10 protein-coding genes and 1 pseudogene are annotated in these 12,151 nt (G+C 65.0%); 7 read left to right on the forward strand and 4 right to left on the reverse strand.

The window, feature by feature from the left end; all coding sequences use genetic code 11:
• Window positions 1–11: 11 nt before the first annotated feature.
• Both AC2YHB_RS12730 and AC2YHB_RS12735 read left to right on the forward strand, forming a co-directional pair.
• A complete protein-coding gene (locus AC2YHB_RS12730) occupies window positions 12–1,112 on the forward strand; it encodes a tyrosine-type recombinase/integrase (protein WP_056757064.1) in 1,101 nt (366 codons plus the stop codon).
• A gap of 131 nt (window positions 1,113–1,243) precedes the next feature.
• Complete coding sequence (locus AC2YHB_RS12735; protein ID WP_257751206.1) at window positions 1,244–1,804, forward strand: hypothetical protein; 561 nt, start codon at window positions 1,244–1,246, stop codon at window positions 1,802–1,804.
• Window positions 1,805–1,904: 100 nt separating this feature from the next.
• Here AC2YHB_RS12735 and AC2YHB_RS12740 read toward each other — a convergent pair whose 3' ends face one another.
• Genes AC2YHB_RS12740 through AC2YHB_RS12750 form a run of 3 tightly spaced genes read right to left on the reverse strand, consistent with a single transcriptional unit; the run spans window position 1,905 to window position 6,712 of the window.
• Window positions 1,905–2,462 carry a hypothetical protein gene (locus AC2YHB_RS12740; RefSeq protein WP_056756832.1) on the reverse strand — a complete coding sequence of 186 codons (558 nt, stop codon included), beginning with the start codon at window positions 2,460–2,462 and terminating at the stop codon, window positions 1,905–1,907.
• A gap of 33 nt (window positions 2,463–2,495) precedes the next feature.
• The gene (locus AC2YHB_RS12745; RefSeq protein ID WP_056757062.1) at window positions 2,496–3,671 is read right to left on the reverse strand and encodes a cytochrome P450; all 1,176 of its coding nucleotides are present in this window, start codon (window positions 3,669–3,671) and stop codon (window positions 2,496–2,498) included.
• Between the two features lie 32 nt (window positions 3,672–3,703).
• Complete coding sequence (locus tag AC2YHB_RS12750; RefSeq protein ID WP_487354040.1) at window positions 3,704–6,712, reverse strand: MMPL family transporter; 3,009 nt, start codon at window positions 6,710–6,712, stop codon at window positions 3,704–3,706.
• An 89-nt stretch (window positions 6,713–6,801) separates the two neighbouring features.
• On the opposite strand from AC2YHB_RS12750, the gene AC2YHB_RS12755 reads away from it, so the two are divergent.
• Window positions 6,802–7,404 carry a TetR/AcrR family transcriptional regulator gene (locus AC2YHB_RS12755; RefSeq protein WP_056757058.1) on the forward strand — a complete coding sequence of 201 codons (603 nt, stop codon included), beginning with the start codon at window positions 6,802–6,804 and terminating at the stop codon, window positions 7,402–7,404.
• A gap of 143 nt (window positions 7,405–7,547) precedes the next feature.
• Complete coding sequence (locus tag AC2YHB_RS12760; protein ID WP_235536120.1) at window positions 7,548–7,907, forward strand: PaaI family thioesterase; 360 nt, start codon at window positions 7,548–7,550, stop codon at window positions 7,905–7,907.
• 94 nt (window positions 7,908–8,001) lie between these two features.
• Here the strand turns inward: AC2YHB_RS12760 and AC2YHB_RS12765 are convergent, their stop codons facing one another.
• A complete protein-coding gene (locus tag AC2YHB_RS12765) occupies window positions 8,002–9,015 on the reverse strand; it encodes a helix-turn-helix transcriptional regulator (RefSeq protein WP_056756829.1) in 1,014 nt (337 codons plus the stop codon).
• Between the two features lie 125 nt (window positions 9,016–9,140).
• On the opposite strand from AC2YHB_RS12765, the gene AC2YHB_RS12770 reads away from it, so the two are divergent.
• The 3 genes and pseudogenes from AC2YHB_RS12770 to AC2YHB_RS12780 all read left to right on the forward strand — a co-directional run bounded on the left by AC2YHB_RS12770 (window position 9,141) and on the right by AC2YHB_RS12780 (window position 12,086).
• Window positions 9,141–9,461, forward strand: a complete 321-nt coding sequence (locus tag AC2YHB_RS12770; RefSeq protein ID WP_056756828.1) for a 2Fe-2S iron-sulfur cluster-binding protein — start codon at window positions 9,141–9,143, stop codon at window positions 9,459–9,461.
• Between the two features lie 22 nt (window positions 9,462–9,483).
• Window positions 9,484–10,857: pseudogene (locus AC2YHB_RS12775) on the forward strand (cytochrome P450); the annotation flags it as partial.
• An 11-nt stretch (window positions 10,858–10,868) separates the two neighbouring features.
• Window positions 10,869–12,086: an NAD(P)/FAD-dependent oxidoreductase gene (locus AC2YHB_RS12780; protein ID WP_056756823.1), complete on the forward strand. Its 1,218-nt coding sequence runs from the start codon at window positions 10,869–10,871 to the stop codon at window positions 12,084–12,086.
• Window positions 12,087–12,151 lie beyond the last annotated feature (65 nt).

Below are 12,151 nucleotides of genomic sequence, written 5' to 3' on the forward strand. Positions count from 1 at the left end.
GGGGAGTGGGCATGCCACGCAGGCGCGGGTTCGGAGCGATCAGGAAGCTTCCAAGCAAGCGCTATCAGGCGTCTTACCTCGGTCCCGACCTAGTCCGGCACAAGGCATCGGTGACATTCGAGACGGCTGAGGATGCCGAGGCGTGGCTCGCCGATCGGCGTCGCGAGATCAACAACGAGGACTGGACGCCGCCTAGGACGACTAAGCCACTCACGTTCGGGGAGCACGCCGAGCGCTGGCTCACGCATCGTCAGTTGAAGCCGCGCACTCGCTATCACTATCGCCAGATTCTCGACGCGCGGATCTTGCCGACGTTCGGCGACGTCGCCCTGAAGCACGTGACTGCCGATCTGATCGACGATTGGCACTACCGGATGGGGGAGGCGACCCCGACCGCCACTGCACATGCCTATGGCCTGCTCAGGACGATCCTGGGCGACGCCGTGCAACGTCGTCTGATCGACTTCAATCCCTGTCACATTCGCGGCGCGGCCAACACGAAACGCGTCAAGCAGATCACCCCTGCGACCCTGGCTGAGCTCGAGGCACTGACGAAGGCGATGCCTGAGCGCTACCGGCTGATGATCCTGCTCGCGTCATGGTGCGGACTCCGCTTCGGAGAGATCACCGAACTACGCCGCCACGACTTCGACGTGATCAACGGCGTCGTCAAGATCCGCCGAGCCGTGGTCCGCGTGAAGGGCGAGTCCATCATCGGCACGCCGAAGTCAGACGCGGGCACGCGCGACGTCTCGATTCCACCGCACCTTCTCCCCGTCGTGAAGGCGCACCTGAGCGACAACATCACCGGAGGCCGCGATGGCCTCCTGTTCCCTGCCGCTGGCGACCCAACGAAGCACCTGGCGCCCGCCACCCTCTACAGGGTCTTCTACAAGGCCCGGGAGGCCGCCGGTCGACCTGATCTCCGGTTCCACGATCTTCGCCACACCGGAGCGGTCCTGGCTGCCAGCACTGGCGCAACCCTGGCCGAACTGATGTCCCGCCTCGGACACTCCACTGCCGGCGCAGCGTTGCGCTATCAGCACGCGGCCGAGAACCGCGACAAGGTCATAGCCGAAGCCCTGTCGAGCCTGGCCACGAAGGACCTCTGACCGATCGCTGAGGAGCTTGGTTGCATCGATGCGAGGGAAGCCGTTACCGAGTTAGATAATGGTAGAATCCGGGCATGGGACAGCCACTCGACCGCGACAGCGCCGAGGTCATCACCCTCCTGCGAGACGCGGTGACCATCAGCGGCCTTTCCCAAGCCGGTTTCGCCCGGGCACTGGGGACCTCGGCGCCGCGGCTCTCGACCTACCTCACCGGCGACACCCGACCCTTCGCCCAGTTCCTCATCCGCGCCCAGCGGCTCGGTCGTGCTCTCGGCGCCGCGAAAGCCCGTGGGTTGATGTCGGCGCCTGCCACCGCTGCTGCGATGCGGGGCTACTTCCTCGCCGGCGAAAGGGAGTGGATCTGGCGGATGCTCCTCCAGGGCCGCGACCACCTCAACGCGATCGTCGGCGAACAAGACGACACACTGCGCCAGATCCTCCTCGATTCATGGGCGGCCGAGCCCGCCTCGGTCGGATCGGCCGAGTGGGATGCATTGCTGGCTGCGGTCGTCGCTCACGAACTCGAGTCGGCAGGACTCGACGCGCCGGCCTGGTCGATCCGCTCATCGCTGCCCACGCCGTGGACACCCGAGCACCCGTTCCTCACCCCGGACCGGGTCCGCGCACAGACGCCTGACTGGCTGAGCCGCCGGAACATCTACGTCCCGGCGCGGGACCTGGTGACGGCGTGAACGCGCCAACCCCGGCCGCTCCTAGGCTCGATTAGGGCCCGCCGCGCGGATCAGTGGCTTCGGCGAATGACATTGGCCCGACTCCCCAGGAACTTGGACACTAGGTATCGGAGAGCGGTGAGGTCGAGGCGCGGCCGATGATCGCGTCCTTGAGTCTGATGAGAAACCCTCGTTCGTGCGGGTCCCGGGCCGTGCTGCGCTCGAGCTGGTTGCGGCGGCGTGCCTCCAGCTCCATTCGATGGCCGACGCGGGCGGCGGGTTCGTCGAACCCGCTGGCCAGGCCGGCGGCGATGGCCATGGCTGCCCAGTCGTTGCGGGCGGTCATGCGGACGGCTTCGGCAATGGTCTCGGTCGGTGGGTTCTCCGTCAGTTCGTCGATCACCATTCGCACGCCCCAGTAGATCCAGGTGGCGTGGCGCCATGCCTCGATGACGGCTTCCTCGCGATCCTCGGGTTCATCGGACAGTCCGCGTTCCAGCGATGCGATCAGGCGTGTGTGCCAACGTAGAAGGAGTGCGCTTGCAAGGTCCTCGATGCCGTCGAAGAAGTTGTCGATACCCTCGATGTCGGTAGGGATCTGCCCGTCTCGTCGGGCAAGCGTGGTGTCGATGACCGCGTGCAGGACGCTGGCGCGACTCGGTTTGGGCTCGGCCTTCATCGGTACCTCCTTCGCTGTCGTTGATTGGGTCCGTTACTGCACGGGAAGTGATGCGTAGCCGCGGATGGGGCCGGAGTGAAGTCGTTTGGCGGCGGGTAAATCGGCGAACCACTTGAAGGACGTGTGGTTGAGCAAGGCGTGAAGAGCGATCCGTGTCTCCATGCGGGCGAGGGCGGCTCCGAGGCAGAAGTGAGGTCCTCGCCCGAAGGCGACTTGGCGTCCCGGCTCGCGTTCGACCTGGAACTCGTCGGGGTTGGCGAACGCTCGATGATCACGGTTGGCGGAGCCGAAGAGGAGCAGGGCTGTCTGCCCGGAGTGGAGCGTCTCGCCGTGGAGGGTGATGTCACGGGTCAGGGTCCGCGAGAGTCCTTGAACGGGGGAGTCGTAGCGCAGCAGTTCTTCGATTGCCGAGGCCAGGACCGCAGGCTCGTGTGCCATCCGGGCTCGGTCCTGGGGACGGGTTGTGAGGATGGCCATGCTGTTGGCAAGGAGGTTCGTCGTGGTCTCGTGGCCGGCCACCAGGAGCAGCAGGCAGAACCCCAACACCTCGTCGTCAGTGAGTCTTTCGCCCTCGACCTCGGCATGGACCAGATCGGAGATCAGGTCTCTCCTGGGTGTGCGGCGTCTTTCGGCGAGGAAGCCGGCGAAGTACTCGTAGAGCGACGCGGCTGCGGCAAGACCATCGCGCGCTCCGTGGATCGGGTTCGCTTGCACGAGGGTCGATGACCATGCCCGGAACTGTTCGCGGTCGTCGGCGGGAACCCCGACCAGTTCGGCGATCACGATCGCAGGCAAGGGTCCCGCGAAATCGGAGACGAAGTCCCATGGGCCCGGGTTGATCTGCCCGAGAAGGTGGTCAGTGGTCTGCCGGATTGAGGTCTCCATCGAAGCAATGCGTCGCGGCGTGAAGGCCCGACTGACGAGGGCGCGCAGCTGGGCGTGCCGTGGTGGGTCGGTCATGATCAGCATCGGTAGGAAGAGGTCCGACTGATCGACGCCGGGTGGCGACGGGAAGATCCCCTTGGCCGAAGAGAAGGTCTCTGGAGCGGCGAGAGCCGCGGAGACGTCGTCGTAACGGCTCAGGACCCAAGTGTTGGCGTCCTCGGCCCAGTACGCCGGGGCCTCGTCTCGCAACTGCTCGTAGACCGGGTACGGGTCCTGTTGGACCTGTGGGTCGAACGGGTCGTAGATCCTGACGGGTTGGCTCATCCTGAGGTGTCCCTTCTGCTCTCGATCGGCGATCACGCGGACTCGCTGGCCTCACCAGTGCCGGGTCGCGTGGGCCACCAGTTGTGCTCCTCGAGCAGGGCGGCGCACGCGGGGACAACGAGGGTGCGGACAACGAATGTGTCGAGGAGGAGTCCGACTGCGACGGCGAATCCGGTTTGAGCCAGTCCGTGCACGGACGAGCCGATCAGCGCGACGAAGGCACTGGCGAAGATGACGCCGGCCGAGGTGATGACGGGGCCGGTGGCGGTGACGGCATCAGCAACGTCGCGTCGGCTGAGGCTCAGGCCTCCTTCTCGCATCCGGCTCATCAGCAGGATGTTGTAGTCGGCGCCGACGGCGACCAAGAGGACGAACGTGATGACGGGCACGTTGAACTCGATGTTCTGCCCCATGAGGTGTTGCCAGAACAAGGTGGTCAGGCCGAGTGCCGCGCCGCAGGACAAGATCACCGAGGCCAGCAGGTAGACGGGAGCGATCAGTGACCTGAGGGTGAGGATCAGGATGAGTAACACGATGAGAAGGACCAGTCCGACCACGAAACGGGTGTCGTGGTCGAGGTAGTCCTGGAGGTCTGCTCCCAGCCCGCCGGCTCCTGTCGCGAGCAGGTCGGCGTCAGCCAGGGTCGTGCCGCGGATGGCTCGTGCTGCGGCATCGCGGGTGACGGTGTAGCGGTCGACGCCATCGACGCTGAGCGGGTCGGTCTCGCCGCTGATCTGGATCCGGGCGACCCGACCGTCGGCGCTGAGGAACGTTGTGCGGGCCAGCGCGAAGTCCCGGTTCTCGAGCGCGCTGGCGGGGAGGTAGAACCCGCCGGCATCCGCAGTGTTGGCTTGTGCGCCCACGTCGGAGAGGTAGGTGCCTGCCTGGTCGAGTCCGTCGGTGAGTCGGGAGGTCTCGTCTGCGAGCTGATTGATGCCCGGGCTCAGCGCACTGGTTCCTGCGGCGAGCTCTTCGGTCCCTGTCGCGAGTTGGAGGAGCTTGGTCCGGAAGACCTTCTGCCCGTCGGCGAGTTGTCCGCTGCCCTTCTCTGCGCGGACCAGGCCGCCGTGGAGCTTGCGGAGTCCGTCGGCGAGGGTGCTTTGTCCATTCGCGATGCTCAGGGCGGCGTCAGCAGCTTCCTGGAGGCCGCCGAGGAGCTGTTCGTCCTGGGCATCGACGATCTGCTTGAGTCCCTTTCTCGCCTTATTGCAGACCGGGTCGACACCGCACAGGAGGTCCTTGGCAAGCGCCTGCTCGATCGCCTTGAGTCCCTCGACCCCGAGGGTGGCCTTGTCATGCGCGCTCTGAAGCCCACGGGCGAGCTGGAGTGCGCCCTCGGCGAGGTCGCCTGCGCCAGACGCAGCGGTATCGGTGTTGTCTGCGGCAGTCTCCAGCCCTTCGTTGAGTTCGGTCAGGCCGGTGACGAACTGGTCGACGCCGTCCACGGCCTGCACGCTGCCGTCGGCCAACTTGTTGGCGCCTCGGTCCAGCTCGGCGGCTCCGTCGCTGAGTTCGATCAGGCCGGGTTGTGCCTTGGTGAGCTTGCGGTCCGCCTTGTTCAACTGCTTTGCCAGGGTGGTGAGCTGCTTGCTGATCTGTGCTTGCGACAACGGCTCGCCGCTGGGCTGGGTGATGCTGCGTACCGAGGTCACCCCCGGGACCTTGGCGATGGCACGGCTCAGGGTGTTGAGGCTGGCCAGGTCCTTCGGGTTGCGCATGTCGCGTTGCGCCGTGACCAAGATGTAGTCGGGCCGAGTCTCGTTGGGTGCGAAGTGCTTGGTCAGTGCAGCGTTTCCGATGTTGCTCGGCGTGTCTGAGGGCTGAGCTGCCCGGGTGTTGAACGACAGCGTCATCGTGGGCAGGAACGCTGCCAGGATTCCCAGGAACAGGACACTGCCGACGAGCACCCGAGCGGGTCGTGCTGCGACGAGCGTGCCGACCCTGCTCCACAGGGACTCGGGGCGGATCGCCGGCGCAGGTCCGATCCGGGTGCCGGTCCAGGCAATGAGGACGGGAGTGAGGGTGAGGGTGGCCGCCAGGGACACTGCGACCGCGATCGCCATCCCCGGACCGGTGGTGGAGAAGATGCCGAGCTTGGCCGCGATCAACGTGCTCGCGCCCAGAATCACCGTGGCAGCGGAGGCGACCAGCGCGGTCCCGATCCGCGTCGTGGCCGTCTGGATCGCCGTCGCCACCTGGCCGGTGTCACGGTACTCGTCCCGGAACCGGCTGATCAGGAACACCGAGTAGTCAGTGCCAGCACCGAGCACGATGGCCATCACGAACGCCGAGGTGTACGACGACAGTGCGAGCCCCGACTCACCGAGGATCGACAGCACGCCCCGTGTGCAGACCAGGGCCACCCCGATAGTGACCAGCGGAATCAGCACGGTGACCAGTCGCCGATAGATCAGCGCCAGGATCAGCACCAGCAAGCCGACGCTGATGAGGTGGATCCTGTCCGAGGCCTCCTCGACCGCCGTGGTCAGGTCAGCCACCGTCGCCGGGTCGCCCGTGATGTGGACCTTCGTGCCCGGGGCAGTGCCCGCGTCATCGACGATGCCGCGTAGGAGCGCCACATCCTCGTTCGACCGAGGCGACCCGATAGGGGCCTTCAACCCGACTGGGATGTAGGTGGCGCGGCCGTCCTTGCTGGTCAACACAGTCCGCAACTGAGGTTGCTCCAGATAGTCCTGGACCTCGACCACCTCATCCGGATGGGCATCGAGCCCGGCCACGAGACGCCGATAGGTGGCCCCGTCGGCCTTGCTCAGCCCGTCGTCGTTGACCAGGACGATGAACGCGTAGGCCTCCGCCTTTCCCGTGCCGAACGCAGAACCCATCGCGTCCAGGCCACGCACGCTCGGCGCCCCGTCAGGCAGGAATGCGGTCGTGCCTCGTTCGACAACGTCTTCAAGGCTCGGCGGAACGACGACCAGAACTGCACTCAGTGCCAGCCAGATGGCGACAGTGAGCGCAGGGAACTTCAGGGCCGTGCTCGACAGCCACGTGACCGGGTTCCCGCGAACAGGCGCTGGCATGGGCCGATCTCCTTGGCATCTAATGTTGGAATCCGATTCCAACACAAAATTCTGCAAAAACATAGGATGATCGCGTCATGGGAGGACCGATGAAGCCACTGCCGGTACAACTAGCCAGCAAGATCTACGCAGCCTCGGAACTGATCGCGGAGCGAGGACTGGACGACACCAAGATCGAGGACATCGCAGAAGTCACCGGGATACCCGTCTCCACGCTCTACTACCACTTCAGAGGGAAGGCCGAAATTCTCGCGTTCCTGCTCAACGACCTGCTGACGGCCATCGCAGCTGAGGTCGGTGTCGCGGTCGAGAGTCAAGGGACCGCGCGGGAACGCCTGACGCGAGTGATCCGTGCCCAGCTGAGCGTGATGCTCCAGAACCCGGCTTCGTGCCGAGCCCTGGTCGGCGATCTCGGTCGCGCAACCCGCCTCCCTCAACTCGCCGGTGCCCTCAGTGCAGCCTTCTACCAACCCGTCGAACAGCTGCTCCGTGACGGCGCCGACGACGGTTCGCTGCTGCCGTCGGAGGACACGATGTCCGACGCGGTCATGATCTTCGGCGCGGTCACGGTCGCTGGGTTGATGGAGGCAGTGGTCGGAAGTCAACGGCCGATGGAAAGCATCGCCGACGCCGTAGCGCGACTCCTCTTCGACGGACTGGCGCCACGCACATTCGATGAGACCCACGCGTAATGGGTGAGAACACCTTCGACCACCTGCTCGCCGGATGGCGACAAGACCCAGACGTCTCCCGCGGAGTCGGGGCGACCCTGCCATCGCACCACAGCCACTGTCTCGGGTGCGGCGCGGAGAACCCACATGGCCACCACCTGGTCGTGACCCGCAACGCCCCCGACACGGTGGTTGCCACCCACACCTTTGACGCTCGCCACGTGGGTGCACCCGGCATCGCGCACGGTGGCGCAGTGGCCACTGTCTTCGACGATCTCTTCGGATTCCTGCTGTACTCCATCGGAGACCTCGCCGTTACCCGCAAGCTCGACGTCGAGTACCTGAGCCCGGTGCTGCTGGGCCTCGAATACACGCTTCAAGCCAGCATCGCGGAACGTGCTGGACGCAAGATTCACATGGCCGCCACCCTCCAGGCCTCCGACGGTGCCTTGGTCGCGAGGTCGGGTGCCCTCTTCGTCACCGTTGACTTCGAGCACTTCAAGGGTCCGGGACGACCGTCCTGACCGATGGCAGCGATCGGCACCGCCAACCGCAATGAACCGACCTTCCCCGCCGCTGCCGTGTTCGACATCAGCGTGCCCGTCCGGAAGGTCTCAGCTACCAACTGTGACTGGATTCTCGAAACTGCCTCGGAGACTGACCAGTCCACCTCTTGAAGGCGTGCGAGAAGTTGGTGAGGTCGCTGTACCCGAGCTCGACCGCGATCTCGCTGATCGACATGGATCGGTCGAGCAGGCGTAGCGTGGCGCGCTCCAGCAATGACGTCTCGAGCAGGTCGCGGAATGTGGTGCCCTCTTCCTGGAGGCGCCGCTTGAGGGTGCTGGCAGACATCGACAGCTCATCGGCGACCGTCTGGCACGTCTTCAGTTCAAGAGCCTCGTCCAGGGAGATCCGTACCCTGCTCGAGTAGGACGTCGGCCCGATCCTGTGCTCGAGGGACTCCCGGAGATCGGCAATCGCGAGGCGATATGCAACCGGGTCGGAGAACCGACAGACCTCATTCAGCGTCTCCGTGGGCACGTGGAGGAATGTCATCGGAGACTTGAAGACCAGGTGCCCGTCCAGTGAGGCTTCGTGCTGAGTCACGGACGCGGGCGCTGGCCAACTGGTGTGCAGTCTGACGGTCGACCCGTCGCCGACGAGCATCTGGATCAATCTCCGCAGTGCCGAGCCGCAGTAGGTAACGAGCAGACAATCCAGATCCGGATCGCCGATATGACCCGTGAGCCCGACTGTGAGGCCCTCGTCGTTCGGGTGGAACCGTGTGGTGACGGCTGTCGTGATCAAGGGCAGGTAGGTGAGAAGTTCCATGATCTCGGCCACGGATCCTGCGCTGATCAAGGGGAGACTCAAAGGGCCGAACGAGGTCAGTTGAGCCTGTTCTGCGAACGTGTGGCCGAGTTCGGTGGCGTGGTGGGCATCGAGCGTGGGGTAGACCTCCCGGAACCACCGCACTGGGATCTGCCCGTCGTGCTGCAGCAAGGTCGCCTCGGTGACGCCCTCACGGGCCATGATGGCGCGGAACCGTGCCACAGCGCCCGCTCCAAGTGCCTGGCTCTCGAGCAGCTGCGCGAATGCCGTGTAGGGCACTCCCGCTTCATTGAGGTTCATCGAACCCGCTTCCCTGAGCCGAACTCACAACTAACTGGCCCGGGCGAACATAGCCACGACCGGCGTCCGCGGCAAGAGTTGACCCAAGGCCTTGTGCCCTCCCTACGACGCATCAGGAGTTGATCATGGCAGTGGTGATGTTCGTGTCGCACGACGGCGAGACGCACACGGCGTCCTTGGACGCGGGGCAGTCGTTGATGCAGGTCGCGACCAACAACGCGGTGCCCGGCGTCGACGGCGACTGCGGTGGGGAAGCTGCCTGCGGAACCTGTCACGTCATTGTCGACCCTCAGTGGTCCGAGCGGGTCGGGCTCTCCGGCCCCGATGAGGAGCAGATGCTCGCGATGAACCCCGAGCGTGAACCGACCTCCCGACTGTCGTGCCAAATGGCGGTCTGTGACGCATGGGACGGGCTGACCGTCCGACTCCCCGAATTCCAGATGTGACCAGCGAGAACGGGCAGAAGTGATGAAAATTCCTGAGGCGGTCACCGCCAAGGTCCAGGCAACCATCCCGATGGAGCGGCAGATTCAGGGCGCACATCTCTACGACAAGACCAGGAGGTGGGTCACGGGGACCAATGGCAAGAAGATGTTTGTCGAGCGCCCCATCCCGCCGGTCGAGGAGATCGACCTCGCCGACATCGACATGAGCAATCCGTTCATGTACCGGCAGGGTCGCTGGAAGTCCTACTTCGAGCGTCTGCGCACCGAAGCCCCCGTGCACTACCAGCCCAACAGTCCCTTCGGCCCGTTCTGGTCTGTCACCCGGCACGCCGACATCATCGCGGTCGACAAGGACCATGACTCGTTCTCTGCCGAACCCCTGATCGTCATCGGCGTGCCACCACGGTTCCTCGACATCGAGATGTTCATCGCGATGGATCCGCCGCGGCACGACCTGCAGCGGCAGGCGGTCCAAGGCGTCGTCGCACCGAAGAATCTGCGCGAGATGGAGGGGCTCATCAGAGAGCGCGTTCGCGAGGTGCTGGACGAACTCCCGGTGGGTGAGCCGTTCAACTGGGTGCAGCGCGTCTCGGTCGAGTTGACTGCGCGCATGCTGGCCACGTTGCTGGACTTCCCCTACGAGCAGCGTGACAAGCTCGTCTACTGGTCAGATCTTGCGTCCTCGATGGAGCAAGCCAACGGTGGTCCCTCGGACAACGATGAGGTCTTCCGTGGCATGCGTGACATGGCGGGAGGTCTGAGCGCCCTCTGGCACGACAAGGCCGCCCGGACTGCTGCCGGGGAGGAACCCGGCTTCGACCTGATCACCATGTTGCAGAGCAACGAGAACACCAAGGACCTCATCGACCGCCCGATGGAGTTCCTCGGAAACCTGGTGTTGCTGATCGTCGGAGGCAACGACACGACCCGCAACTCGATGAGTGGTGGTGTCCTTGCGCTCAACCAGTTCCCGGATCAGTTCGAGAAGCTGAAGGCCAACCCTGACCTTATCCCCAACATGGTCTCGGAGGTCATCCGTTGGCAGACTCCGCTCGCCTACATGCGCCGGATCGCCAAGGTCGACACCATCCTGAACGGCCAGTTCATCCGTGAGGGCGACAAGGTCGTGATGTGGTACGCCTCGGGCAACCGCGACGCCGCCGTCTTCGATCGGCCTGATGAGCTGATCATCGACCGTGCCAACGCGCGCAACCACATCTCCTTCGGGTTCGGCGTCCACCGCTGCATGGGGAACCGGCTGGCCGAGCTGCAGTTGCGGGTCCTGTGGGAGGAATTGCTTCCGCGCTTCGAGGAGATCGAGGTGGTGGGCGAGCCGGAGTACGTGCAGTCAAACTTCGTACGTGGCATCAGTGAGTTGATGGTCCGTCTCACCCCGAAGGCCGGCGCATGACCGGGCAGCGAGCGGTGATCGTCGGCGCAAGCCATGCCGGCGCGCAGCTCGCGGCGAGTCTGCGCCAGGAGGGGTGGACCGGGGAGGTCGTCCTGGTGGGCGATGAGTCGGCGCTGCCCTACCAACGCCCGCCCCTGTCGAAGGCCCTGCTGGCGGGCAAGAGCACCCTTGAGGATCTGGCGATCCGTAGCGCAGCGTTCTACGCCAAGCAGGAGATCCAGCTTCTGGATGCAACGATCAAGTCGATCGACCGCACCGCTGGTCACCTGGTGCTGGGCAACGGCGAGTCGCTGGGCTACGACAAGCTTGCCCTGTGCACCGGTGCTCGGCCGCGACGACTTCTCGTGCCGGGCGCCCTACTTGGCGGTGTCTACTACCTGCGCACCGCCAAGGACGTCGAGCTGATCCGTGGAGCCGCCTCGCCCGGACGGCGAGCCGTCATCGTCGGTGGGGGCTACGTCGGGCTGGAGACAGCCGCGTCGTTGCGCGCGTTGGGGCTCGATGTCACGGTGCTCGAGGCGACCGGGCGTGTCCTCGAACGAGTGACGGCCCCCGAGGTCTCAGCATTCTTCGAGCGGATCCACCGAGATGCGGGCGTCTCCATTCGGACGAATGCACTTGTCGAGGCCATCGCCGGGGACACCCAGGTCCGCGAAGTGTTCCTGTCGAGCGGCGAATCAATTCCTGCTGACTTCGTCATCGTGGGCATCGGTGTTGAGCCGAACACCGAACTCGCCTCGGCATCAGGACTGGTTGTCGACAACGGCATCGCGATTGACGATCGAGCCCGCACGAGCGACCCCGGCATCGTTGCGGCCGGCGATTGCACGAGCCGCACCATGGCCAGTCACGGTCGTCGAGTTCGTCTCGAGTGCGTACCGAGCGCGGGGGAGCAAGCCAAGGTGGCCGCCGCCACCCTCTGCGGGAAGGCCAAAGAAATCACTGCGCTTCCGTGGTTCTGGTCAGATCAGTACGACGTCAAGCTCCAGATCGCCGGACTCAACACCGGCTACGACGAAGTCGTGCTCAGCGGTGATCCCCGTCAAGACCGCGACTTCACCTGCTTCTACCTCCGCCACGGTGTGCTGATCGCCGCGGACTGCGTGAACCGTCCCCGTGACTTCATGTTGACCAAGCGGCTCCTGGCGCAAGGTGCTCCGCTGCTGGGACGGGCGGAGCTGGTTGTCCCAGATCTGACCGACATACGCGGGTAGGCCGAGCGGCGTAGTACGCCTCCGTTGCTGACCACCGGGAACGCTCATAGACAGGACATCAAGTG

Source organism: Nocardioides sp. SRI_004 (genome assembly GCF_057586415.1).

What these genes read in the sequence shown, in the direction of transcription:
- AC2YHB_RS12730 (WP_056757064.1), top strand. Translation starts at nt 12, where the DNA reads ATGCCACGCAGGCGCGGGTTCGGAGCGATCAGGAAGCTTCCAAGCAAG.
- AC2YHB_RS12740 (WP_056756832.1), bottom strand. Translation starts at nt 2,462, where the DNA reads ATGAAGGCCGAGCCCAAACCGAGTCGCGCCAGCGTCCTGCACGCGGTC.
- AC2YHB_RS12745 (WP_056757062.1), bottom strand. Translation starts at nt 3,671, where the DNA reads ATGAGCCAACCCGTCAGGATCTACGACCCGTTCGACCCACAGGTCCAA.
- AC2YHB_RS12750 (WP_487354040.1), bottom strand. Translation starts at nt 6,712, where the DNA reads ATGCCAGCGCCTGTTCGCGGGAACCCGGTCACGTGGCTGTCGAGCACG.
- AC2YHB_RS12755 (WP_056757058.1), top strand. Translation starts at nt 6,802, where the DNA reads ATGAAGCCACTGCCGGTACAACTAGCCAGCAAGATCTACGCAGCCTCG.
- AC2YHB_RS12765 (WP_056756829.1), bottom strand. Translation starts at nt 9,015, where the DNA reads ATGAACCTCAATGAAGCGGGAGTGCCCTACACGGCATTCGCGCAGCTG.
- AC2YHB_RS12770 (WP_056756828.1), top strand. Translation starts at nt 9,141, where the DNA reads ATGGCAGTGGTGATGTTCGTGTCGCACGACGGCGAGACGCACACGGCG.
- AC2YHB_RS12780 (WP_056756823.1), top strand. Translation starts at nt 10,869, where the DNA reads ATGACCGGGCAGCGAGCGGTGATCGTCGGCGCAAGCCATGCCGGCGCG.